The sequence below is a fragment of the Ideonella sp. genome, from assembly GCF_041287625.1.
Taxonomy (GTDB): Bacteria; Pseudomonadota; Gammaproteobacteria; order Burkholderiales; family Burkholderiaceae_C; genus Ideonella.
Genome location: NZ_JBGGNH010000018.1, coordinates 60,112 through 85,000 on the forward strand (window position 1 = coordinate 60,112; position 24,889 = coordinate 85,000).

The 24,889-nt window shown below is 69.2% G+C and carries 15 protein-coding genes; 8 read left to right on the forward strand and 7 right to left on the reverse strand.

Translation table 11 applies throughout. From position 1 onward, the window contains the following. The first annotated feature begins 73 nt into the window (after nucleotides 1-73). From cphA (ACAH41_RS07155) to ACAH41_RS07165, 3 genes are all read left to right on the forward strand, one after another. Entirely contained in the window at nucleotides 74-2,284 is a 2,211-nt protein-coding gene (gene cphA, locus ACAH41_RS07155) for a cyanophycin synthetase (protein ID WP_325652069.1), read from the forward strand. Nucleotides 2,285-2,345: 61 nt separating this feature from the next. Next, nucleotides 2,346-4,916 carry a cyanophycin synthetase gene (gene cphA, locus ACAH41_RS07160; protein WP_325652070.1) on the forward strand — a complete coding sequence of 857 codons (2,571 nt, stop codon included), beginning with the start codon at nucleotides 2,346-2,348 and terminating at the stop codon, nucleotides 4,914-4,916. 72 nt (nucleotides 4,917-4,988) lie between these two features. After that, nucleotides 4,989-5,435 carry a VOC family protein gene (locus ACAH41_RS07165; protein ID WP_325652072.1) on the forward strand — a complete coding sequence of 149 codons (447 nt, stop codon included), beginning with the start codon at nucleotides 4,989-4,991 and terminating at the stop codon, nucleotides 5,433-5,435. 24 nt (nucleotides 5,436-5,459) lie between these two features. On the opposite strand, the gene ACAH41_RS07170 is transcribed toward ACAH41_RS07165, so the two are convergent. Then, a complete protein-coding gene (locus ACAH41_RS07170) occupies nucleotides 5,460-8,054 on the reverse strand; it encodes a chemotaxis protein CheW (RefSeq protein WP_325652073.1) in 2,595 nt (864 codons plus the stop codon). 124 nt (nucleotides 8,055-8,178) lie between these two features. Here ACAH41_RS07170 and ACAH41_RS07175 point away from each other — a divergent pair, with 124 nt between their 5' ends. After that, complete coding sequence (locus tag ACAH41_RS07175) at nucleotides 8,179-8,418, forward strand: cysteine-rich CWC family protein (RefSeq protein ID WP_325652074.1); 240 nt, start codon at nucleotides 8,179-8,181, stop codon at nucleotides 8,416-8,418. A gap of 50 nt (nucleotides 8,419-8,468) precedes the next feature. Here ACAH41_RS07175 and ahpF read toward each other — a convergent pair whose 3' ends face one another. From ahpF to ACAH41_RS07195, 4 genes are all read right to left on the reverse strand, one after another. Further along, complete coding sequence (ahpF, locus tag ACAH41_RS07180; RefSeq protein WP_325652075.1) at nucleotides 8,469-10,043, reverse strand: alkyl hydroperoxide reductase subunit F; 1,575 nt, start codon at nucleotides 10,041-10,043, stop codon at nucleotides 8,469-8,471. Nucleotides 10,044-10,289: 246 nt separating this feature from the next. Further along, nucleotides 10,290-10,853 carry an alkyl hydroperoxide reductase subunit C gene (ahpC, locus tag ACAH41_RS07185; protein WP_325652077.1) on the reverse strand — a complete coding sequence of 188 codons (564 nt, stop codon included), beginning with the start codon at nucleotides 10,851-10,853 and terminating at the stop codon, nucleotides 10,290-10,292. 179 nt (nucleotides 10,854-11,032) lie between these two features. Then, the gene (locus tag ACAH41_RS07190) at nucleotides 11,033-11,872 is read right to left on the reverse strand and encodes a DUF6250 domain-containing protein (protein ID WP_370538236.1); all 840 of its coding nucleotides are present in this window, start codon (nucleotides 11,870-11,872) and stop codon (nucleotides 11,033-11,035) included. 123 nt (nucleotides 11,873-11,995) lie between these two features. Further along, complete coding sequence (locus ACAH41_RS07195; protein WP_325652080.1) at nucleotides 11,996-14,926, reverse strand: adenosylcobalamin-dependent ribonucleoside-diphosphate reductase; 2,931 nt, start codon at nucleotides 14,924-14,926, stop codon at nucleotides 11,996-11,998. Nucleotides 14,927-15,197: 271 nt separating this feature from the next. Here ACAH41_RS07195 and ACAH41_RS07200 point away from each other — a divergent pair, with 271 nt between their 5' ends. The 4 genes from ACAH41_RS07200 to ACAH41_RS07215 all read left to right on the forward strand — a co-directional run bounded on the left by ACAH41_RS07200 (nucleotide 15,198) and on the right by ACAH41_RS07215 (nucleotide 20,658). After that, nucleotides 15,198-16,952: a methyl-accepting chemotaxis protein gene (locus ACAH41_RS07200; protein ID WP_325652095.1), complete on the forward strand. Its 1,755-nt coding sequence runs from the start codon at nucleotides 15,198-15,200 to the stop codon at nucleotides 16,950-16,952. A gap of 147 nt (nucleotides 16,953-17,099) precedes the next feature. Continuing rightward, nucleotides 17,100-18,170, forward strand: coding sequence for an AI-2E family transporter YdiK (gene ydiK / locus ACAH41_RS07205; RefSeq protein ID WP_325652081.1), 1,071 nt, complete (start codon nucleotides 17,100-17,102; stop codon nucleotides 18,168-18,170). A gap of 94 nt (nucleotides 18,171-18,264) precedes the next feature. Next, nucleotides 18,265-18,774, forward strand: coding sequence for a DUF3016 domain-containing protein (locus tag ACAH41_RS07210; RefSeq protein WP_325652083.1), 510 nt, complete (start codon nucleotides 18,265-18,267; stop codon nucleotides 18,772-18,774). 111 nt (nucleotides 18,775-18,885) lie between these two features. Then, complete coding sequence (locus ACAH41_RS07215) at nucleotides 18,886-20,658, forward strand: MFS transporter (protein ID WP_325652084.1); 1,773 nt, start codon at nucleotides 18,886-18,888, stop codon at nucleotides 20,656-20,658. Between the two features lie 7 nt (nucleotides 20,659-20,665). On the opposite strand, the gene ACAH41_RS07220 is transcribed toward ACAH41_RS07215, so the two are convergent. Together ACAH41_RS07220 and ACAH41_RS07225 are read right to left on the reverse strand one after the other, a co-directional pair. Next, nucleotides 20,666-22,069, reverse strand: coding sequence for a hypothetical protein (locus ACAH41_RS07220; RefSeq protein ID WP_325652086.1), 1,404 nt, complete (start codon nucleotides 22,067-22,069; stop codon nucleotides 20,666-20,668). A 59-nt stretch (nucleotides 22,070-22,128) separates the two neighbouring features. Next, nucleotides 22,129-24,889: beta strand repeat-containing protein (locus ACAH41_RS07225; protein WP_370538237.1), on the reverse strand; the 2,761-nt coding region annotated here is incomplete at its 5' end.

Sequence of the window (24,889 nt, forward strand, 5' to 3'; positions counted from 1 at the left end):
TGCCCAATCGCCCACACAATAAGCGCTGGTGCCCGCGCCACCGGTGGGCCGATGAAACCTTGCCTGCCTGCCCATGAGCGAACCGAAGAACGACATCCAGCTGCTGCGCATCACCTACCTGCGCGGTCCCAACATCTGGACCTACCGGCCGGTGATGGAGGTCTGGCTGGACCTCGGCGAGCTGGAGGATTGCCCCTCGCAAACCCTGCCCGGCTTCACCGAGCGGCTGCTCAAGCTGCTGCCGGCACTGGAAGAACACCACTGCGGCGTGGGCGAGCGCGGCGGCTTCCTGCAGCGGCTCACCGAAGGCACCTGGGCCGGCCACATCCTGGAACACTGCGTGATCGAGCTGCTGAACCTGGCCGGCATGCCGACCGGCTTCGGCCAGACCCGCAGCACCTCGCAGCGCGGCGTCTACCGCATGGTGTTCCGCGCCCGCAATGAGCAGGTCGGCCGTGCGGCGCTGCAACAAGGCCATGCACTGCTGATGGCCGCGATCAACGATCAGCCATTCGACACCGCGGCCGCCGTGGCGGTCGTGCGCGAGGCCATCGACGACTGCTACCTCGGCCCGTCCACCGCCTGCATCGTCGCCGCGGCGACCGACCGGCGCATCCCGCACATCCGCCTGAACGACGGCAACCTGGTGCAGCTGGGTTACGGCGCACGCCAGCGCCGCATCTGGACGGCCGAGACCGACCTGACCTGCGCGATTGCCGAGAACATTGCCAGCGACAAGGACCTGACCAAGACCTTGCTGAAGGCCTGCGGCGTGCCGGTGCCCGAAGGCGAAGTCGTCAAGAGCCCGGCCGAAGCCTGGTCAGCGGCCGAGGACATTGGCCTGCCTGTCGTCGTCAAGCCCAGCGACGGCAACCACGGCCGCGGCGTGACGCTGGACCTGAGCAACCAGGCCGACATCGAGGCCGCCTATGAAGTGGCCGCGCGCCACGGCAGCGAGGTGCTGGTCGAGCCCTTCATCCGCGGCGAGGAGCACCGGCTGCTGGTGGTCGGCGGCAAGGTCGTCGCCGCTGCGCGCGGCGAGACCGCCTGGGTCACCGGCGACGGCCAGCATGACGTGGCCACGCTGGTCGACCAGCAGATCAACAGCGATCCGCGCCGCGGCACCACCGAGGACCATCCGCTGAACCGCCTGAACGTGCGCTCGGACGGCGTGATCCAGCTCGACCTGCAGCGCCAGGGCCTGACGCCTGACACCGTGCCGCCAGTGGGCAAACGGGTGCTGGTGCAGCGCAACGGCAACGTGGCGATCGACTGCACCGATGCGGTCCACCCCGAGGTGGCGCACGTCGTGTCGCTGGCCGTGCGCGCGGTCGGCCTGGACATTGCCGGCGTGGACGTGGTGGCCGAGGACATCTCGCGCCCGCTGGAAGCGCAGGGCGGCGCCATCGTCGAAGTCAATGCCGGCCCCGGCCTGCTGATGCACCTGAAGCCGGCCGAAGGCACGCCACGGCCGGTCGGCCAGGCCATCGTCGAGCACCTGTTCCCGGCGGAAGAACATGAAGGCCACGCCGGCCGCATTCCCATCGTCGGCGTGATGGGAACGCACGGCACCGCGACGATTGCGCGCGCCGTTGCCTGGCTGATCCACCTCAGCGGCAAGCCCACCGCGCTGGCCTGCCAGGACGGGCTGTTCATCGGCAGCCGCCGCACCGAAAAGGCCAGCCCGCAGGCCGCCCGCTTCTGGGAAGCCAGCCACCGGCTGCTGATGAACCGCGAGGCCCAGGCCGCCGTGTTCGAGAACAGCGCCGCGCTGGTGCTGGACGAAGGCCTGCCGTACGACCGCTGCCATGTGGGCGTGATCACCGACTTCGGTGGCGCAGAAGCCCTGAGCAGGCACGACATCACCGAAGCCGACCAGCTCTACAAGGTGCTGCGCACGCAGATCGACGTGGTGCTGAGCGACGGCGTGGGCGTGCTGAACGCCGGCGACGCACGCATTGCCGAGATGGCCGAGCTGTGCGATGGCGAGGTGCTGATGTACGGCGTGGACAGCGGCGGCAGCTTGCCCGAGGCGCTGGTCGAGCATCAAGCCGCCGGCAAGCGCGTGGCCTTCCTGCGTGGCGGCCGGGTGCACCTGGCGCAAGGCGCCGTCGAGCTGCCCGGCGTGGACCTGGCCGGCATCGTGCAGCGCCGCGGCCACACGTCCTCGCCGGAGCTGACCGAGCTGCTGCTGGCCGCCGTGGCCGCAGCCTGGGCCTTCGGCATTTCGCCCGAGCTGATTGCAGCCGGCATCGAAACCTTCGCGCTGCAAACCGTCGCCTGAGCGGACTCAACGCCCCCCTTCCCGACCCACCGTCCCGCTCTCGCTGTAGAACAAAAGCACCATGGACATTTCCCGCATTCGCGCCCTGCGCGGCCCCAATCTCTGGAGCCGCCACACCGCCATCGAGGCCATCGTCACCTGCGAGCCGCAAGAGCGCGCGCTGACGCTGCTGCCCGAGTTCGAAGCCCGGCTGCGCGCACTGTTTCCCAACCTGGGCCCGCTGCGCCGCCAGCCGGAACAGGCCTCGCTGGCCCATGTGCTGGAAACCGCGACGCTGGCGCTGCAAAGCCAGGCCGGCTGCCCGGTGACCTTCAGCCGCACGACCGCGACGCTGGAGCCGGGCATCTACCAAGTAGTCGTCGAGTACAGCGAAGAAGACGTGGGCCGCAAGGCATTGATCGCAGCCGAAGGCCTGATCCAGGCCGCGCTGGCCGGCGGCAGCTTCGACCTGACCGGCACCGTGGCGGCGCTGCGCGAGATCGACGAAGACGTGCGCCTGGGCCCGTCCACCGGCGCCATCGTGCAGGCCGGCGTGGCGCGTGGCGTGCCATACCGCCGGCTCACGCAGGGCAGCCTGGTGCAGTTCGGCTGGGGCGCCAAGCAGCGCCGCATCTGGGCGGCCGAGGTCGATTCCACCAGCGCCGTCTCCGAATCCATCGCCCAGGACAAGGACCTGACCAAGACGCTGCTGCGCGCCGCTGGCGTGCCGGTGCCGCTGGGCCGGCCGGTGGACTCGGTGGACGAAGCCTGGGAAGTGGCGCTGGAGATCGGCCTGCCTGTCGTGCTCAAGCCGCAGGACGGCAACCAGGGCAAGGGCGTCACCGTCAACATCGTGACCCGCGAACACCTGGAGATCGCCTACCGCGCGGCTGACGAAATCGGCCAGGTGATGGTCGAGAAATTCCTGCCCGGCAGCGACTATCGGCTGCTGGTGGTGGGCAACAAGCTGATCGCCGCGGCGCGGCGCGACCCGCCACTGGTCATTGGCGACGGCGAACACACGGTGCGCGAGCTGGTCAACCTGGTGAATGCCGACCCGAAACGCGGCGATGGCCATGCCACCTCGCTGACCAAGATCCGCTTTGACGAGATTGCCGTGGCACGCCTGGCCATCCAGGGCATGACGCCGGAGTCGGTCCCCGACAAGGGCCAGCGCGTGATCCTGCGCAACAACGCCAACCTCTCGACCGGCGGCACCGCGACCGACGTGACCGACGACGTGCACCCCGACGTGGCCGCCCGCGCGGTGGCCGCGGCGCAGATGATCGGCCTGGACATTTGCGGCGTGGACGTGGTTTGCGACAACGTCATCCGCCCGCTGGAAGAGCAGAGCGGCGGCATCGTGGAAGTGAACGCCGCGCCGGGCTTGCGCATGCACCTGTCGCCGTCCTTCGGCAAGGGCCGGCCGGTCGGCGAAGCCATCATCAACCACCTCTACGGCCCTGGCGACGACGGCCGCATCCCGGTGGTCGCCGTCACCGGCACCAACGGCAAGACGACCACCACGCGGCTGATCGCCCACCTGTTCAGCGCCGCCGGCCTGCGCGTGGGCATGACCAACACCGATGGCGTGCACGTCAACGGCCGGCAGATCGACTCGGGCGACTGCGCCGGCCCGCGCAGCGCGCGCAACGTGCTGATGAACCCGGACGTGGACGCGGCCGTGTTCGAAACCGCGCGCGGCGGCATCCTGCGCGAAGGCCTGGGCTATGACCGCTGCCAGGTCGCAGTCGTCACCAACATCGGCGCCGGCGACCACCTGGGGCTGAACTACATCACCACGGTCGAGGACCTGGCGGTGCTCAAGCGCGTGATCGTGCAGAACGTCGCGCCGACCGGCTTCGCGGTGCTGAACGCGACCGACCCGCACTGCGCGGCGATGGCCCCGACCTGCCCTGGCGGCATCATTTTCTTCGCCGCCGACCGGCACCACCCGGTGCTGGCCACGCATCGCGCGCAAGGCCAGCGCTGCGTGTTCGTGGACGACGGCCACATCGTCGCCGCCGAAGGCAACTGGCGCGAGAGCGTGAGCCTGCGCGACATCCCGCTGACCCGCAACGGCAGCATCGGCTTCCAGGTTGAAAACGCGATGGCGTCGATTGCCGCCGGCTGGGCCGTCGGCCTGGGCTGGGACGCGATGCGCGCCGGCCTCGCCAGCTTCCTGAACGACGCCGACAACGCGCCAGGCCGCTTCAATGTGCTGGACTACCACGGCGCCACCTTGATCGCCGACTACGGCCACAACCCGGACGCGATGCGCGCGCTGGTCGACGCCGTCAACGCGATGCCCGGCAAGCGCCGCTCGGTGGTGATCTCGGGTGCCGGCGACCGCCGCGACGAGGACATCCGCGAGCAGACGCAAATCCTCGGCAAGGCCTTCGACGACGTGATCCTGTTCCAGGACGCCTGCCAACGCGGGCGCGAGGACGGCGAGGTGCTGGCGCTGCTGCGCCAGGGCCTGCAGGGCGCGCCCCGCACCTCCAACGTCGAAGAGGTCCACGGCGAGTTCATCGCCATCGACAAGGCGCTGTCCAAGCTGCAGCCCGGCGACCTGTGCCTGATCCTGGTGGACCAGGTCGAAGAGTCGCTGGCGCACCTGGCCAGGCGCGTCACCGAACCTCAGCTGCAATGAGCCCAGGCGGCGCAAACCATCAAACGCGGCAAGCGCCTGCGCAGACGCCAGTCCATCACCGGGAGACCGCAAATGAGCAAAGTCCACGACCTGTTTGCCTACTTGTCGATGCGCGAAGCCGCGAAGGCCATCGCGTTCTACGTCGAAGCTTTTGGCGCCGAAGAGCTGTTCCGGCTGACCGAGCCGGGCACCGGGCGCATCGGCCATGCCGAGCTGCAGCTGGGGCCGCGCGTGCTGATGCTGGCCGACGAGTTCCCTGAGTTCGACATCCATGCCCCCGCGGGCGCACCGGGCGGCGCGCGGCTGCACCTGCACGTGGACAACGCCGACGCGATGATCGAGCGCGCAGTGGCCGCCGGGGCGACGCTGGTGATGGCGCCGCAGGACCAGTTCTACGGCGAACGCGGCGGCCGCATCCGCGACCCGTTTGGCTACGAGTGGCTGATCGGCCACGAGATCGAGGCCGTGGCGCCCAGCGAGATGCAGCGCCGCTATGACGCGATGTACGAGCCGTCCTGAATCAGGTCGCGCTCACACCACTTCTCACACCACTTCGGCGACCGGCAGCTCGGCGGCCAGGCCTTGCGGTTCGGTCGACGCGACCCGCATGCCACCGGCTTGCAGCAGCGCGGCCAGGTCCAGCCGCTGCACCAGCTGCGGCTCGCCGTCGCCGTCGCGCTGGCATTCGGCCAGGCCGGTGATCCACGGCGCGAAGCCCTGGAAGCCGTCTGGCGCCGGGTGGTAGCGGGACGGGTCCAGCTCCAGCACCGAGACCACTTCGTCGACCCGCAGGCCGACGTGCAGCGGCGCGCCGTTGGCATGCTGGGCGCGCAGCACCAGCACCGTGCCGTCCACCGCCCGCGCCGGGCCGGGCACGCCCAGCAGCTGGCGGGCGCACAAGACCTGCACCAGTGCCGAGCCACCAGGCAGCGCCACTTCGAGCAAGCCGAGACCGGCGGCGCCCACACCCGGCGTGCGCACCAGGCCACGCGAGGTCGCGGCTTCCAGCACATGCTGCGCCGGCAAGGCATAGCAGGCGCTGCCCACCCGGAACATGGCCAGTTCCTCGGCCTGCGCGCTGGCCACAGGGTGGCTGGCGCGCAGTTCGGCCTGGCCGATGCCGCCATCGCGGCGTTCAGACGCGCCCAGGCGCAGGCCGACGACTGCGGCGACGCCGTCGTCGTGGCCGTCGCTGGTTCGGAATTCACGGTAGCCACCGGCGGCCATGCGCGCCAGCAGGTAGCGCTGGCCGTCGTGGTCGACCGGCGCGGTGGCGCTGCCGGCTTGCGAGATCAGCTCGGGCGGCGCGTCGCCGGCCACGCTCAGCACGCGGCCGTGCGGGTCGACAAAGGCGGCAAAGCCGTCGCGGCCGGCGAGGATGTCGCTCAGCATGGCCTGCAGTTCGCGCACGGCATTGAAGACGATCGCGATGCCGCCGACCACACGGTGGCTGTCGACCGGGTCGCGCACGGCGGCGAGGTAGGTGTAGGTCGGGCCGCCGGCATGCCAGTCGCTGTCATCGAAACCGGTGACGGCGTACAGCTCGCTGCCGGACAAGGCTTCCACCGCGCTTCGCATCGCCGCCGACACGCTGGTGCCGATCAGCACGTCGCCCGGGTCGTCGCCCTGCGGCCCGGCCGAGGCGCCGCAGATGCGGCCGTGGCGGTCAAACACCACCAGCCGGCTGTAGACGGTGTAGAGGCCGTTGATGTGGCGCAGCAGTGCGTTCAGCGGTGCCGGGTTGGCAGACGCAGCTTCATCGGCCAGCGCGGCACGCAACAGCGGCGACAAGGCCCACCAACGGCAATCGTTGGCACGCTCGTAGAGGTTGCGGTCCAGGATGTCTGCCGCGAGGCGCGCCATGTCGTGGGCCCGCTGGCGCCCGCGCGCCAGCCCGGTGCCGCCAATCTCGTGAATGGCCTGGTCGACGCGCGCCTGGGTGCGGATGCCGGCGGCGCTGACTTGCCGCAGCACGGCGGTCAGCCGCAGCCGGTCGCCTTGCTGGGTGCGGGCCAGCAGCCGGCCGTTCCAGACCACGCGGCGCAGCTCGCGGTTGATTGCATCGGCATCGTCGCGGATGCCGGCCAGCGCGCTGCCGGTGGCGGCCACGGCATCGGTCGCCGGGTTGCCTTCGGTCGCATCGCGGCGGCTGGCGAAGGCCGTCAGCAGCGAAACCATGGCCACCGCGCGCCAGCCGGTCGGCCCGGGGTAGCCCTGGTACGGCGTGCCCAGGCATTGCAGGCTCAGGTAGTCGCGGCCGGCGAACTGGGTCAGCTGCATGCCGGCGGGTGCACCGGGTGAAGCGAGCGCAAGGCGCACGCCCAGCGGCACATGGGTCACGTCGCTGCTGGCAATGACGCGCTGCTGCGCATCGACCAGCATCAGCGCGATCTGTGGGCGCTCGCCGCCCACGTCGGCAAAGATGCGCGCCATCTCGTCGTCAAAACGGAAGCGCAGCAGCAGCACGCCAACCGGCCGGCCAGCGGCATCGGCAATGCGATGGCCGTACAGCAGCGCGGCGGACTGACCGGCCGCAGCCAGGTCGCTGGCGCCAAAACGCTCGCAGAAGCCAGCAGCGGCCAGCGCCTGGGCGACCAGCGGCTCTCGGCTGCGCTGCAATGCGGGGTGGACGGTGGCTTCGGCGTCGGCACTGCCGTCGTCCAATCGGATCAGCAGCGTGCCGTCAGGCGCGCAGAGCAGCACGTCGTCGTAGACGCTGTATTTGCGCTGGTACTCGGCCAGGCGCTCGCGCATCGCGGGTGCGTCGGCGGTGCGTTGCGCAGCGTCGGCGGCGCAGAAGCGGGCCACAACCTCGTCGGTCGCGAGAAAGCCGACGTCGGCCGTGCGCTCGAACAGGTTGCGCACCAGGATGTCGATCGCGCATTGGGCTTTGGCGGCGAGTTCGTCGGCCAGCTCGGCCTGCGTCTCATCGGCCATCTGCTCGGTCAGGCGCTGCTGCAGTTGGTCGAAACGTTCCCGCGTGTCGATCAGCGTCGGCAGGATGGTCGCGGCTTCGGCCGGGCAGCTGATGGCGGCGCTCGATTCGATCAGGCGCCAGACCATGCCGAGATCGTGCAGGTCGCGCTCCGCCACCAACACCCGGCGCATGTGCGCGACGAGGTCCTCAGGACAAGTCATGGGTTTACCGTTCACAGTGAGGTATGTCCGCATCCTAGCCAGCGCCGCGGAGAGCGGAACCGGCCAAGTACAGGGAAAGTACCGTGCATCTTTGGCAAAGCCCACGCCATGCCACACTGCCGGCATGCCAGCGCTTGACCCGGCGACGTCGCCCACCGCCCTGCCCCTCTTCGACCGCTGCCCGCGCTGCGGCGGCGGTTTTCACTGCGGCGCGAACGACGCCGGGCCTTGCGCCTGCACTGCGCTGACGTTGGCCGACAGCACCCTGGCCGCGCTGCGCCAACGCTACGACAGCTGCCTGTGCCTGCGCTGCTTGCAGGCGGTGGCAGGCGGTGCCGACATCGAGCCGCTGCCAGGCGCCTGAAACAAAAAAGGCTTCCCGAAGGAAGCCCTTTTTTGTCTGGCACAAGACCGTCAGGCGGCTGCCGGCGCCGGCGTGCGGATCAGGTAGTCGAAGGCCGACAGGGCCGCCTTCGAGCCTTCGCCGGCCGCGATGATGATCTGCTTGTACGGCACCGTCGTCACGTCACCTGCGGCAAACACGCCAGGCAGGCTGGTGTGGCACTTGGCGTCGATGATGATCTCGCCGAACTTGCTCAGCTCCAGCGTGCCCTTGAGGAACTCGGTGTTGGGCACCAGGCCGATCTGCACGAACACGCCTGCCAAGTCGAGCTTGTGCTCGGCGCCGCCCACGCGGTCCTTGTAGCGCAAGCCGTTCATCTTCTGGCCGTCGCCGATGACCTCCAAGGTCTGCGCGTCGGTGTGGATGGTGACGTTGGGCATGCTCCTCAGCTTGTCCACCAGCACCGCGTCGGCGCGCAGCTGGTCGGCAAACTCCAGCAGCGTGACACTCTTGACCAGGCCCGCCAGGTCGATGGCCGCCTCGACACCGGAGTTGCCACCACCGATCACCGCCACGTCCTTGCCCTTGAACAGCGGGCCGTCGCAGTGCGGGCAGTAGGCCACGCCCTTGGTCCTGTATTCATGCTCGCCCGGCACGTTGATGTTGCGCCAGCGCGCGCCGGTGGCCAGGATCACGCTGCGGGCCTTGAGCACCGCGCCGTTGTCCAGCACCACGCTGGCGTAGCCGCCGGGCTGCGCCGCGGCCTCAAGCCTGGCCACGCGCTGCAGCGTGATGATGTCCACGCCGTAGTGGCGCACATGGGCCTCCAGCGCGGCGGCGAACTTCGGCCCTTCGGTCTCCAGCACCGAGACGAAGTTCTCGATGCCCAGGGTGTCCATGGTCTGGCCGCCAAAACGCTCGGCGACGATGCCGGTGCGGATGCCCTTGCGCGCCGCGTAGACAGCAGCCGCAGCGCCAGCCGGGCCGCCGCCGATGATCAGCACGTCATAGGGCGCCTTCTCGTTGAGCTTGGCGGCCTCGCGCCTGGCGGCGCCGGTGTCGATCTTGGCCAGGATCTCGCCCACTTCCATGCGGCCATTGCCAAACGGCTGGCCGTTCAGGAAGACGCTGGGCACGGCCATGATCTGGCGGTCTTCGACTTCCTTCTGGAACAGGCCGCCGTCGATCGCCACGGCACGGATGCGCGGGTTGAAGACCGCCATCAGGTTCATCGCCTGCACGACATCCGGGCAGTTGTGGCAGGTCAGGCTCATGAAGGTGTCGAAGGCGAAATCGCCGTCGATGGCCTTGATCTGCTCAAGCACTTCAGGCTCGACCTTGGGCGGGTGGCCACCAGCCCACAGCAGTGCCAGCAGCAGCGAGGTGAACTCGTGGCCCATGGGCAAGGCGGCGAAGTGCACGCCCATGTCGTGGCCGACGCGGGTGATCTGGAACGAAGGCCGGCGCTCGAACGTGCCGTCGAAGCGGGCGCTGATCTTGTCCGGCGCAATCGCGGCGATCTCGGTGACCAGCTCGCGGATGTCGGCAGCACCAGCGGAATCATCCAGGCTGGCAATCAGCTCGATGGGCTGGCTGATGCGTTCGAAGTAGGAAGCGAGTTGCGCTTGGGTGTTGCTGTCCAACATGGCGTGGTCCTTTCGTGGTGCTTGTTTCATCAGGGCGAGTCGGTCCCGGCCCTCTTGAAAGCCCACCACGGATCATCCGCCGCGAGCTTTCAACAGTGCCTGTGCGTTCTCAGACGTTGGGGCGTAATCCGCCACAAAAACCGTCATCAGTCAGAGATGCAGTCCAGCAGCCGCCGCGGATCCGGCTCTGCCGGTCCGCCAGCGGTGCCCCCTTGAGGGGGAGGCGGCTTGCCGCCTCGGGGGTGGTTAGATCTTGCCGACCAGGTCGATCGACGGTGCCAGGGTCTTGGCGCCTTCCTTCCACTTGGCGGGGCAGACCTGGCCCGGGTTGGCGGCGGTGTACTGGGCAGCCTTCAGCTTGCGCAGGGTTTCCGACACGTCGCGGGCGATTTCGTTGGAGTGGATCTCGGCCGTCTTGATGACGCCTTCGGGATTGATCACGAAGGTGCCACGCAGCGCCAGGCCTTCTTCCGGGATGTGCACGTCAAACGCGTTGGTCAGCTTGTGGGTCGGGTCGCCCACCAGCGGGAACTTGGCCTTGCCGACGGCCGGCGAGGTTTCGTGCCAGACCTTGTGCGAGAAGTGGGTGTCGGTGGTCACGATGTAGACCTCGGCGCCAGCCGCCTGGAAGGCTGCGTAGTTGTCAGCCGCGTCTTCGATCTCCGTCGGGCAGTTGAAGGTGAAAGCCGCCGGCATGAAGATCAGGACCGACCACTTGCCCAGCAGCGATTCCTCGGTGACGGTGATGAACTTGCCGTTGTGGAAGGCTTCGGTCTTGAAGGGTTGAACTTGGGTATTGATCAGGGACATGCTTTGGAGCTCCTCTGGCAGTTGGTAATGGAAGTCAGTCAATCGACAGGACGAATGTTAGGCCGGTCACGCGATGTTTTGGATTGATTGATCGAATGTGACTGATTGAGTGAGGCTATTGCCGCAACCAAGAAAAAGCCTTGGCGCCGTTCGGATCACCAAGGCTGCGGGCAGGTGGCTCAGTCTGTTGGCAGCGCCACGACCGAGAAGTCGCGCAGTTGCCAATGGCTGGTGGTGGTGCGGAAGGCGAACCAGCCGGACAGGTAGGGCGACGCGTCGCTGTAGCTGAAGATCAGTTGGCCGTTGGCGTACCACTTCAGGTTGGCCGGATCGGCCGCGGTGGGCTGGCGCGAGACGATGCGCACGGCCACCGGCGTGTTGGCGGTCAGGCTGGTCGCGGCCGTCATGGCGCCAGCCTTGTCGTCGACTGTCGCCGAAGCTGGCGTGGCGTAGCCGGTGATCTGCGGGCGGGCCGAAGTGCCGTCGTAGCGGCGCAGGCGGGTGCTGGTGTTGCCGTTGGCGCCGAAGCCCACGTAGTAGAGGTGCAAGGCGTTGTACGAGGCCAGCACGCCGTCCAGGCCGGCGGCGGTGGGGTCGGGATCGCTGCCGGTGGGGACGGTGGCGTCCCAGAACACGTTGAGGTCGGAAATGCGATCCACGTAGGCCGTGCCGGGGAAAGTGACCGGGATCGGCGTGGCGGTGAAGCGGATCTCGTGGTTGCCGCTGAACTGCTGCTTGAACCAGATCGTCGCGCCCGCCGGCTGCACCATGTCCAGCACGCCGTCCTTGGCCACCACGGTGCCGGTGGCATCCTGCTGCTCGACCTGCCATTGGCTGGTGCCGTGGGTGAAATCGTCGCGGGCCAGCACCTCGTCGTCGTCACTGCCGCCGCAGCCCTGCAGCAGGCCCACAGCTAGGCAGCAGGCGCTGACCAGCATTCGCGGCGCGGACACAGGAAACAAGTGGTCGGCGCGCGCCGCGGCGCAGGGCAAAACCGTGGACAGGGAAATGGGCAACATCGGGGCAACACAGGTGACCTGCCAAGTCGGCAGGCCGCGATGGTTCCAGAGCCCTCGCGAATTCCCTACGAAGTTTCCCGCATGGGGATAGTTGTCTGACGTCTTACATCCCCTCAGTCCAACTCAGCCGCACTGCCCCACGTAACCACACGCGGTGCAGAAATCGCAGCCGTCCTTGTGGATCATCGTGGCATTGCCGCATTCCGGGCACGGCTTGCCGGCCATCGGGACGACCTTGTCGGCCGCGGCGGTGCGTGGCAACGGCGAGGCCAGGATGCCCATTTCGCGCAGCGGGAAGCCTTCTTCGTCCAGCACGCCCAGCATCGCGTAGCGGTGGATCACCAAGCGGGCGACGTAAGCGACGGTGCTGGGCCAGACCTGCTGGCGTTTTTGTCCCGGGATGGGTGCCATGAAATGGCCCAGCGGCTCGCCGACGTTCAGCAGCTTGCGCAGCTTCATGCCGATCCAGGCCGGGTCGATGACGCGCATGTCCAGCGACAACAGCCGCGCCAGTCCGTCGAACGCGCGGGGGTAGTTGCCGGAGAAGCCCAGCGCGCAGGGCCGGGTCACGTAGCCGGCCGGCGCATCCGGGCTGGCCAGCGCCACTTCCTTCAGCGTCAGCGTGAAGGCTTCGCCAGTGGCCGGGTTGTCCACGTCGACCGCCCAGGCCAGCGTGCCGGCCGTGGTAGTGCGCGGCTCGTCGCGGCTGAACATGGCGTCCAGCACCGGCGTCGGGCCATCCTGCAACGCGCCCAGCTGTTCGCAGCGCCAGCGGATCACGCTGGCCGTCGCGGCGACCACGCCGGGAAACAACCGCTTCTCGCCGCTGGGCGGGAAGGCCATCTCGAACGAGCGTTCCTCGGCGACGGTGGCCAGCGCGTCCAGCTTGAGCTTGAGCCACTGCGGGTCGTTGACGCGCATGTCCATCGACAGCGTCTTGGCCAGCGCGCCCAGGCCGCGCGGCTGCTCGGCCCCGTTGACCCAGACTTCGAACGGCAGCGTTCGGCCGAACAGCCCGCCATCCGGCCCGGCCTCGGCTGGCAGTTCGCCAACGAACAGCGCGAAGTCGCCGTGCGGGTGCTGGATCATGTAGCTCCAGGCCGGATTGCCGCCACGCAGTTCCGGTCGGCCAGGCCAGCGCAAGGAAGTGAGCACCGGCTTGGGCAGCTTTTCCAGCTTCAGGCGCTGGTTCGCGCCGTCGGTGGTGATCGTCGTGAGCGGTGCAGGCGTGGCGCTGGGCGTGGGCTCCACGCTGAGCACCGAGCCGAGGATCGCGTTCGGCCGGTAGGTCGCCAGGCCCTTCAGGCCGCTTTTCCAGGCCGTCATGTAGAGGTCCTGGAAATCGACGTAGGGGTAGTCGGCCGGCACGTTGACGGTCTTGCTGATGGAAGTGTCGATGCAGGGTGCGACCGCGGCGACCATCAGCGCATGCGCCTCGGCGCTCATCTCCAGCGCGGTGACAAACGCCTCGGGCAGCGGCGTGTCGGCGCCCTTCAGGTGGCGGAACAGGCGCCAGGCGTGGTCCTCGACCGCGTACTCCTTGAAGCTGCTGTCGGGCATGCGTTTCTTGCGCGTGTAGGTCCAGCTGAAGGCCGGCTCGATGCCGTTGCTGGCGTTGTCGGCAAAAGCCAGGCTGATGGTGCCGGTGGGCGCGATGGACAGCAGGTGCGAGTTGCGCAGCCCGTGCTTGCGGATGCGGTCCTTCACCGCCTGCGGCAGCCGCGAGGCGAAGGTGCCGCGCGAGAGGTACAGGTCCGCATTGAACAGCGGGAAGGCGCCTCGCTCCTGGGCCAGGTCCACGCTGGCGTCATAGGCGCCGTCGCGCATGATCTCGCTGATCTGCCGCGCCATGTCCCGGGCCGCAGGGGTGTCGTAACGCAGGTTCAGCATCGCCAGCGCATTGCCGAGGCCAGTGAATCCCAGCCCCACCCGGCGCTTGTTGGCCGCCTCTTCCTGCTGGCGCGGCAGCGGCCAGACGGTCACGTCCAGCACGTTGTCCAGCATGCGCGTCGCGACCTTCACGACCTCGGTGAAACCGACTGCGTCGAAGTGCGCACCGGGCTCGAAGGGCTCGGCCACGAAGTGGGTCAGGTCGATGGAGCCGAGGCAGCAGCAGCCGTAAGGCGGCAAGGGCTGCTCCGCGCACGGGTTGGTCGCCGCGATCGTCTCGCAATAGCTGAGGTTGTTGTCCTGGTTGATGCGGTCCAGGAACAGCACGCCAGGTTCGGCGTGGTCGTAGGTGGCGCGCATGACCTGGTCCCACAGGCTGCGGGCTGGCACGCGGCGGTAGACCCACAGACCGTCGCCGCGCTGGTAGGCGCCTGCCGCCTTCTGCTTGGCGCCCGGTTCGGCGCGGTGCAGCAACTCGACCTCGCCGCCGGTCTGCACGGCTTCCATGAAGACATCTGTGACGGCAATCGAGATGTTGAAGTTCTTCAGATCGCCCTGGTCCTTGGCGTGGATGAATTCCTCGATGTCGGGGTGGTCGCAGCGCAGCACGCCCATTTGCGCGCCGCGGCGGGAGCCGGCCGACTCCACCGTCTCGCAGGAGCGGTCGAACACGCGCATGTAGCTGATCGGGCCGGAGGCGCTGGACTGGGTGGAGCCGACCCAGGCACCGCGCGGGCGGATGCGCGAGAAGTCGTAGCCGACGCCGCCGCCGCGCCGCATGGTTTCGGCAGCTTCGGTCAGCGCGGTGTAGATGCCGGGCACGCCGTCTTCTTCACTGGCAATCGAATCACCGACCGGCTGCACGAAGCAGTTGATCAGCGTGGCGCTGAGCGCGGTGCCGGCAGCGGAATTGATGCGGCCGGCCGGCACGAAGCCGCGGCGCTGGGCATCCAGGAAACGCGCGGCCCAGTGGGCCTGCTGCGCAGCGGGCTCGCAGGCGGCGAGCGCATTGGCAATGCGGGCGCGCACTTCGTCGACGCTGCGCTCGTCCCCCTTGGCGTACTTCTCGACCAGCACCTCTTCGCTGATGGCCTGCGGCGGCAGGTTGGCGAGGCTGGGGGCGGCCGGCGGCCGGCGGCCGGTGGTGCTGGTGGTCTTGTTCATGGCGGGCAATGGGTCTGCGGAGGCTGTGGAAATCCACAGCCTCCATGATGACCCAAAGCGGCCTGCCATGGGGCCTGTCTGCATGCGCCCGAGGGTTTTAGCAGCACCTGCCAGAAAGGTCCGGATTTGGGCCGCTGATCCAGCTTCAGCCTCGCGTCGAAAGCGTCGATAAACGGAGGTCGAACCCGCCACACCCCGGGCGGGGCGCGCGTCAGCGATGCACGCGAATGGAGACATCCGGCTTTTTTGGAGGTTCCACGAAGTGAACAAGATGAGACATTGGAAGATCGGGACCCGGCTGCGGCTGGCCTTCGGCCTGATGGCGGCGATGCTGCTGCTGTCCGGTGGCATGGCGCTGGCCAAGCTCAGCGCCGTGCAGGAAAACGTGCTGGCAGTGACCGACAACTGGTTGCACGGCGTGACCACGCTCAGCGAGCTGGACGCGCTCATCTCCAACGCCAGAACCGCCAGCCTGCGCCATGTGCTGGTGGTTGACGTCGAGAACAAGAACAAGGCCCGCGCGATGCGCGACCAGGCCGTGGAGAAGGAAATCCCGGCGCTGCTGGCGGCCTACGACAAGCTGGTTTCCTCGCCCGAAGAAGGCGAGTTGAAAAAGCAGCTGGACGCGCAGTGGAAGGCCTATGTCGCGGTTGACAACAAGCTGCTGGCAGCATCCGAGACCAGCCGGGTGCTGAGCGCAGTGATCGCCACCGGCGACTCGAACGACAAGCTGATGGCCTTGCTCGCGACCCACAAGGCCATGATGGCGCTCAACCGCAAGGGCGCAGCCGACGCGCGCGCCGACTCGGTGCAGGGCTACGAGGCTTCGCGCATCGCCACCATCTCGTTTGCCGTTGCCGCACTGGTGATTGCAGGCGTGCTGGCCTGGCTGATCACCCGCTCGATCACCACGCCACTGCAGGCCTCGCTGAGCCTGGCCACCCGCGTGGCCGATGGCGACCTGACGATGCGCCTGCCGGCCGATGGCCGTGACGAGGTCAGCGCACTGAACCTGGCGCTCAATGCGATGGCCGAACGCCTGGCCGAGCTCGTCAAGCAGGTACGCCAGAGCAGCGAAAGCATTGCCACCGGCTCCAGCGAGATCGCCACCGGCAACGCCGACCTGAGCCAGCGCACCGAGCAGCAAGCCGCCAACCTTGAAGAAACCGCTTCTTCGATGGAGGAGCTGACCTCGACCGTGAAGGCCAGTGCCGACACCGCCCAGCAAGCCTCGCAGCTGGCCACCGCCGCCTGCGCTTCGGCGACACGCGGCGGCGAAGTGGTGGGCCAGGTCGTCAGCACGATGAACGAGATCACCAGCAGCAGCCACAAGATCGGCGAGATCATCGGCACCATCGACGGCATTGCCTTCCAGACCAACATCCTGGCGCTGAACGCCGCGGTGGAAGCAGCGCGTGCTGGCGAGCAAGGGCGCGGCTTCGCGGTCGTGGCCGGCGAAGTGCGCAGCCTGGCGCAGCGCAGCGCCGAAGCCGCCAAGGAGATCAAGAGCCTGATCGGCGCCAGCGTCGAGAAGGTCGAGACCGGCTCGCGCCTGGTGGGCGACGCCGGCACGCAGATGGACGACATCGTCGCCCAGGTGCGCCGCGTGGCCGACCTGATCGGCGAAATCAGCGCCGCAGCGCGCGAGCAGAACGACGGCATCAGCCAGGTCAACACCGCCGTGACGCAGCTGGACCGGGTGACGCAGCAGAACGCCGCACTGGTCGAGCAGAGCGCCGCCGCGGCCGACAGCCTCAAGCAGCAGGCCGCCAAGCTGGTGACCCTGGTTGGCACCTTCCGGCTGGGCGGTGAAGCCGTCCTGCCGCCCGCGGCAACGCCAGCCCACCACGTGGCCGCCAAGCAGGCCATCCGCAGCGCCGCCGCGCCGCGCCCGGCGCCGGCTGCCAAGCCGGCAACGACGACTGCAACGCCGGCCGCGCCCAAGGCCGAAGCAGGCAAGCCTGTCGCCTCGCGCCCTGCGTCACCGCCTGCCGCCGGTCCCAGCGACGATTGGGAAAGCTTCTGATCAAGGGCCGGCGCATGGCCTGACCCAAGGCCGCCTTCGTGGCGGCCTTTTCGCTTTTCGGGGGACGCCAGCCACCCGCCGCCGCGGGCGCAGGACGACTGCTGGCGCTTGCCCGATACTGCGGCGTCTGCAACGACTGTCGCCGCCATGCACGCTCCCCGCTCTTCGGATCTGCCGCGCCAACTGCTTTCCATCCTGGCGCTGCTGGCCTTGATCGCCACCGGGGTCTGGGTGCTGCGGCCCTTCATCGCGCCGTTGATCTGGGCCACGATGATCGTCGTCTCGACCTGGCCGCTGATGGTGCGGCTTGAGGCCCGGCTCAAGGGCCGGCGCACGCTCGCCGTCGGGCTGATGCTGGTCGCCCTGCTGCTGCTGTTTTTCGTGCCCATCACCGCGGCGCTGGTCACGCTGGTAGACCACGCGGACGAGGCGGTCGAGTGGGTGCGCTCGCTGCCGCTGGAAAAGCTGGCCGCGCCGCCGGACTGGGTGGCCGAGCTGCCGGTGGTAGGCGTGCGGCTGGCCCAGTTGTGGCGCGAATCGGCCGAGGCTGGTGCCAGCGCGCTGCTGGCCAAGCTCAGTCCCTATGCCGGCAGCATGGCGCGCAACATCCTGTCCGAGGCCGGCGCGCTGGGCATGATCGGCCTGCAGTTCCTGATGACGATGCTGATCTGCGGCGTGCTGTACGCGCATGCCGAATCGGCCGCCGACCTGTGCCGCCGCTTCGCACGCCGGCTGGCCGGGCCACGCGGTGTGGAAATGGTGCAGCTGGCCGCCATGTCGGTGCGCGGCGTGGCGCTGGGTGTCGTCATCACCGCGGTGGCGCAGGCGCTGCTGGGCGGGCTGGGCCTGTTGGTGGCCGGCGTGCCCGGCGTGTCGCTGCTGACGACCATCATGTTCGTGCTGACCATTGCCCAGATCGGCCCCTTCCCGGTGCTGCTGCTGGCCTGCGGCTGGCTGCTCTGGAAGGGCCACACCGGCTGGGCCATCGCGCTGTTCGTCTGGTCACTGCTGGTCGGCACGATGGACAACGTGCTGCGACCCTGGTTGATCCGCAAGGGCGCCGACCTGCCGCTGCTGCTGATCTTCACCGGCGTGGTCGGCGGCCTGCTCGCCTTCGGCCTGATCGGCATCTTCCTCGGCCCGGTGGTGCTGGCCATCACCTACACCCTGATGGGCGCATGGGTCGACGAAGTGCCGGACGAAGACAACCCCGCATGATGCTGGCGCGTTGCCAGCACTGGCCGCGCCACGCCCCCAACAGCCGGCCCGCGCCTTGCCCCCAGACCTTGCCGCTGTAGTCAAAGGATTTGCCATGTCGCCTGCACATGCCCGCCCCATCGTTCGGCCCGTTCGCGCCACCCTGCTGGGCCTGGCCTGCGGTGCCTGGTTCACCCTGGCCCAGGCCGGCGTGGTCGAGGCCTATTTCCCGGATCCGCGCGCAATGAGCGACGTGCGCGATGCCAATGGCTTCAATGCCGATGTCGAGAAGCCGCTGGGCGACTACCTGCGCACGCTGGGCGACAAGCTGCTGGGCGACCGCCGGCTGGTCATCAACGTGGTCGACGTGGACCTGGCCGGCCAGCTGGAGCCGGTCGGCCCACGGCAGGAAATGATCCGCGTGCTGCGTTCGCACACCTGGCCGCGCATCGAGCTGCGCTACCAGCTGAGCGACGCCAACGGCGTGGGCCTGCGCAGCGGCGAAGTGCGGCTGATCGACACCGACTACCTGTCCAACGCCCGCCTGGCCGGTGGCACCGACCCGCTGCGCTACGAGAAGCAGATGCTCAAGGATTGGTTCATGCGCGAGTTCACCGAGCGCTGATCTCCGCTGGATTGGGCTGTCCGCGGCCTGTCCACCACGGGCCGACCCGGGCCCGCCGGCACGGCGATTGCGGGTAGAGTCGCGTCGCCCGTTGTTCACCCCGGCTCCCCCATGCGCCTGCCCAATCTCTTCGCCACCTCCCGCGGCCGCCTGGCCGCGTTTTTCTTCCTCTACATGACCGAGGGCATTCCGCTCGGTTTCGCGGCCACCGCGGTGGCCACGCAGCTGCGGCGACAGGGCGTGGGTCCGGCGGAGATCGGTGCCTTCGTCGGCTCGTTCTACCTGCCCTGGGCCTTCAAGTGGGCCTTCGGTCCCATCATCGACGTGTTCGCGTCCGAGCGGCTGGGCCGGCGGCGCGGCTGGATCCTGGGCACGCAGCTGATCATGGTGGTCACGCTGCTGTCGCTGGTGGGCCTGAAGCTGCCGGACCAGCTGGCGCTGTTCACCATCGTGCTGCTGGTGCACAACACCTTCGCGGCGATGCAGGACGTGGCCATCGACGCGCTGGCCGTCAACACGCTGAAGGAAAACGAGCGCGGCACCGCCAACGGCATGATGTTCGCTGGTGCCAACATCGGCCAGATGATCGGCGGCAGCGGCTCGCTGTTCCTCGGCGGCTACTTCGGCTTCCAGTCCACCTACTTCTTTGTCTCGGCCTGCATCCTGGCCGTGACGGCGCTGGTCGTGCTGCCACTGAAGGAGGCGGCGGGCCCGGCGCGCATCAAGGCCGCCGGCTCGGCCATGGCCGCGGCCTTCGCCGAGATGCGCGAGTTCTCCATCACCGCCTTCCGCTCCTTCCTCGGCACGCGCGGCGCCTTTGCCGGGCTGGCGATGTCGCTGCTGCCGCCCGGCGCCATGTGCCTGGGCCTGGCGCTGCAGAGCAACCTGGCCGTCGAGCTGGGCATGGACGATGACCAGATCGCCTGGCTGAACCTCAGCTCCACCGTTTTCGGAGCCGGCGGCAACCTGCTGGGCGGCTTCATCTCCGATCGCTGGGGCCGCCGCCGCTCGCTTGGCACCTACGTCGCGCTGATGAGCGTGCCGGTGCTGATCATGATGTTCATCCTGCAGCAGCATGGCTGGATCATGCCGATGGCGGCGGGTGCCACCCGGCCCGCGGTCACACCCTTCCTGATCAACGCCTACTGGGCCGCGGTGCTGAGCTATGGCCTGTTCCAGGGCCTGATGTACAGCGCCTCCACCGCGCTCTACATGGACGTGACCAACCCGCGCGTGGCCGGCACCCAGTTCACCGCCTACATGGCGATGTTCAACCTGACCATCTCGTACAGCGCAACCTGGCAAGGCATTGCCATCGAGAGCATCGGTTACCCGAAGACGATGCTGATCGACGCCTTCTACGGCCTGGTCTTCATTTCACTGCTGCCCTTCACGCTGCGCCGCGCCAGCGACCCCGCAGGCTTTTCAGACCATCACGCCTCCGGCCGCGCGCGCAAGCTGGCGCTGGGCCTGGCGGTGATGAACCTGCTGTGGGTGCCGATGTTTGCGAACCAGGCGCTGCTGGGCGCCGCGCTGCCGATTGCGCAGATCTTCTACTCGCTGATCTTCATCGGCTCGGCGCTGTTCCTGCTGGCCGGCGGCATGGTGCTTCGCGCCGCGCACCCGGTGCTGGCGCGCTGGGGCAAGGTCTTCGCACCGCTGCTGCTGTTGATGGTGGCCCGCAGCCACCTGGACATGCTGGCCGGCTGGCTGGGCCAGTCCGAGGCCACGCTGCAGCAATGGAGCACGCCGTTCTTCTACGCGGTGCCGGTGCTGGCTGCGGTGCTGCTGCTGCAACTGGCGCGCGAGCGCTGGCAGGCGCTGGCGGAACTGGACATGGCCGACGCGAGCGACGCCAACCTGGCCGCGCGCGGCGCGGTCTGAAGCTGCGCTACAGGTTGGCCGTCAGCGTCAGCGAGTTCATGCGGCGGATGAACGCGGCAAACGGCAGCGTGGACTGGCGCCGGGCCCAGCCGAGGTTGACACCCAGCTGCCAATTGCGCGCCAAGTCGAAGCGCCAGGCGAAATCGGCGGTGTCCAACCGGTCGTTACGCTCGAGCAGCGGAATCACCGGAAACCCCTCCGGGTCAACCAGGGGGAACGGGTCGCCGCGGTAGCGTGCATCGGCGCGGCTGACCGAGACCGACAGCCGCTGGCGCTCGGACATGCGCAACGAGCCGCCGAGCTGGATGCGCTTGGTGATCTGGTAATCCACAAAATCGCCCGGCGCGTCACTGGCGCCGCGCGACAGGCCCAGGTCCAGCTGGTGGCCGCCTTCGAACAGCCAGTGCAACTCGCCTTCCCAGCTCAGACCTTTCCAACCGCGGCGGTTGTAGCCTTGGTAAGGCGCGTAGGCCTCGAAGCCCTTGTGCTCGCTGCCCAGTTTCAGCGTGCCGCTGATCGGCAGGCCGGGCCAATCCGACGGTTCCGGCATGGGCGGCGTGGCATCGGCGGCTGCCGGTTCCGCAGGCTCGGCCGACGCTGAGGACACCGGGGCGCCCAGCGGCGGCAGCGGCCACGGCATGCCTGCCTGGGTCGGTTCGAAACTGACAGTGGCATACCAACGCCGGTCGCCGTTGTCGGCCGCATAGGCCTCCAGCGGATAACGGGTGTGGGTGTCGCGCAGCTCGGCGCCCACGCGCACGCCGGGTGCCACCAGGTGCTGCGCCCGCAGCACCGCCTGGCGGGTGTGCATGTCGGCCTGCGCGGTCTGCTCGCGGTGATTGAGATAGCGCTTTGCGGAGCTGGTGAACTCGGCCTCCAGGCGCAGCAGCCCGTCTTCGCTGTCGTGCCGCAGCACGCCGGCCAGCGCATGGGCGCGGAAGTGGTCCGCGGTGTCGTCGCTGCCGGCGCCGACCACGTCGTGCCAGTCCTGCAGCACTGCGCGCCAGGCCAGCGCGGTGCGCTCGTCCAGCAGGTTCAGCCCGTCCAGCGCCAGCTCGGCGTTGGTGGTGTTGTCCTGCGGGCTGTCGAGCTGGCGCGTGATCTCGGCGCGGGTGCTGAGTTCGTAGCGCTGGTCACCATCTGGCAGCACGATGCTGAGCCCCGGCATCCACGCATGGAAATGACTGAACAGCGGCTTCGTCGGCTGCAGCCGCAGGTTGCTGTTGCTGCCGTAGGCCAGGCCCAGCTGCGGCGTGACCTGGAACGGCCCGGCGGTCCAGGCCTGCGGCTGGTACAGCGGAGGTGCCAGGCCGGGCGGGTTGGCCTCCGGCGCGGGCGCCAGGCCTTCCGGCGTGGGTGCTTCGGGGGCACCCTGGCCCCAGGCGGCCAGCGGGCCAGCCAGGCAGGCCACCAGGGCCAGTGGCCGGCAAAAGATGCGAATGCCGATGCGGCTGCCGATGCGATGCGTGCTCAGTGTCGATCTCCCATGCGGGGTCCGCCCATCACCGGCAGCGCGCGCACGCTGCGACCGCCGGCGTTGGCTTCGGTTTCCGTCGGCGGCGCCAGCCGGCTCGTCAATGCCGCGCCGCCCAGCGTCGGCCGCAGGCCGGCCAGGCCCGCCTTGAAGCCCGGCATGCGCTCGGCCCACAGCGGCGAACGGCGCGCGCTGCTGGTGCCGGTGTTGCCTGCCACGCCGAGCGCCGACGATACCGGCTTGGCCGCCAGCAGGTAAGCAAAATCGGCACCCTTGGCCGCGCTGGCCGTGAGGCTGAAGCTGACGACCAGGTTGTTGGCGCCGGCCTGGAAAGTGCCCAGCGCCAGCGGATGGTCGGTGAAATAGCTCTGCGCAGCGGCGAAGCTGGTGAAGCTGCTGCTGGCCAAGGTTGTCGTGCCGCTGACGACCGTGAAGCTCATCGCGCTGAAGCCGCCGTTGTAGCCGGTCATGCCCAGCAGGCCCAGCGTCAGGCTGCTGCTGCTGGCCAGCGAAAAGCTGTAGCTGGCGCTGGCGCTGTAGGTCTTGCTGCCGACCGCCGCCGCGCCGTAGTTGGCCCCCATCACGCCAAGGCCCAGCACACTGCTGCCGCTGCCCAGCGCCGCGGCCACCTTGGGCCGGGTCGCGAGCACGCCGTTCAGCGTGGCCGCACTGGGCAGGCCATTGCTGCTGGCAAAGGCCTGCAAGCCGTTGCTGCCACCGGAGAGGTTGGGCAGCGTGAAGCCCTGGGCCGCGTTGTGGGTGCTGGCCGCCGTGCTGCGCGCACCGCCGCTGGTCGCCGCAGTGGCGGTGTTGGTGACGTTCGCGCCGCCCATCGTGGCCGTGCTGATCGCCGTGCTGATGGCCGTGGCAATGCCATTGCGGCCGTTGGCAATCGCCTCCGAAGACAGGTCCGCCGCCCCAAGCCCCTGCGTGGCCGCCGTGGCATTGGCACCGTCGCCAGTGGCCTTGGCCACGGCTTGCGCCAAGCCGCCATCGGCCGTGGTGATGGCCGTGACCTCGGCCTTGGCGTTGCCCGCCAGGCCGCCAAAGCTGCTGCCGCCCGTGGCTTCGGCGCTCAGCACCGTGTGGGCCAGAGAACTGCCGGTCAGCATGGCCGTGGCCTTGCCGCCGCGGTCGCTGCCAAACGAGGTGCCGCCGCTGGCCAGCAGCGTGGCGTTCAGCTGTGCGCCGGCAGCATCGTCGGACAGCTGGGCACCCGCGCTGGCCTCGCCGCCGATGCTGCCGCTGCCGCCGTAGGCGTTGACGGCCACGCTCAGCGCGCTGGCCTGGTGCTGCGTGAGCTGCAGCTTCGAACTCGCCGCGCCGCCCACCCCGTCCTGCTCGAAGTCGGACGAACCGCCGCTGCCAGCCACCGCGCTCTGCGAGAGCGAGAGCAGGCCACGGGTGTTGCCGCCCACGCTGTTTTTCAGCGCCACGCTGGCACCGTTGCCGCCCTGCGCGCCGCCGGAGCCGGCGCCCCCGTTGCCACCCCGCGCCTCGCCCGTGAGGCTCAGCGAGCCGCTGTCCGCCTTGCCTGAGACGGCCAGAGAGGCAGCGCCGCCCGCGCCCGCCATGCGGCCCTGGCCGGTGGCGTTGCCACCGTCGCCGCCAACGGCCGTGTGCTGCATGTACAGCGCGGCCGCGCCGCTGGTCTTGCCGCTCGCCTGGACCGTGGCCGCACCGCCGACGGCGCCGTTGCCGTCACCGCCCGCGCTGCCGCCGGTGCCGCCAGTCGCGTCGCCATACAGGCTCAGCTCGGCCGCGCTTTGGAGCGACAGCGTGGTGCTGGCCGCGCCACCGGCCTGGGCCTGGCCGTTGATCGTGCCGCCGCCGGTGCCGCCAGAGGTGGCGAGCTGCGCCATGGCCGAGCCGCTGCCGGCAAGCGCCAGGCTCAGGCTGTTGCTGGCCGCACCACCCGCGCCACCCTGGGCGCTGGCGGAGAAGCCACCGCTGCCGCCATTGGCGTTTTGCGTCAGCGTCAGCGCGCCGCTGCTGCTGCCGGCAACGGCATTGCTGACGCTTTGTGCCGCACCCGCACCGCCAGCGGCGCCGTCATAACCGGAGCCGCCGGTGCCACCCGCCGCTGCGGCATAGACGTTGACCGTGCCGCTGTCGCTGGCGCCATGCGCCGTCACCGTGCCGGCTGCGCCGGCGCCGGCGGTGTGGCCGCTGCCCGCAGCGTCGCCACCACTGCCGCCTCGCGCATCCACGCTGACCGTGGCCATGTGCTCGCCGGTGCTCGTCACGTCCCCGCTCGCGGTACCGGCCCGGCCCGCGGCACCACTCGCCCCCTGGCCGCCGCTGCCACCCGAGCCGCCGGACGCGCTGACATTCAGCGAGGCATCGCCCGCCGCCCGCAGCTTGCCGCTGGCATTCGCCGCACCGCCGGCCTTGGCCTTGCCGGTGTCGGTACTGCCGCCGCTGCCCGCATTGGCACCGAGGAAGACCTGCACCGATGCGGCCTGCGTGTCGGTGAGGTTGAGCTTGCTGGCCGCCTTGCCGCCATCGCCCGCGGCGGCGCTGTCGCTGCTGCCGCCCGCCCCGCCATAGGCCTGCTGCGTCAGCATAAGCGAACCGGCGCTGCTGCCGGTGCTCGCATTCACCAGCTTCACGCTGCCCCCGGCGCCACCGCCAGCACCGGCGTTGCCGGCACCGCCTTGCCCGCCCATTGCGGAAGACATCGCCATGGCCGAGCCGTTGCCGCTGGCGGCATGGCTCAGGGCACTGGCCGCCGCGCCGGCGCCGCCCTGGAAGCCG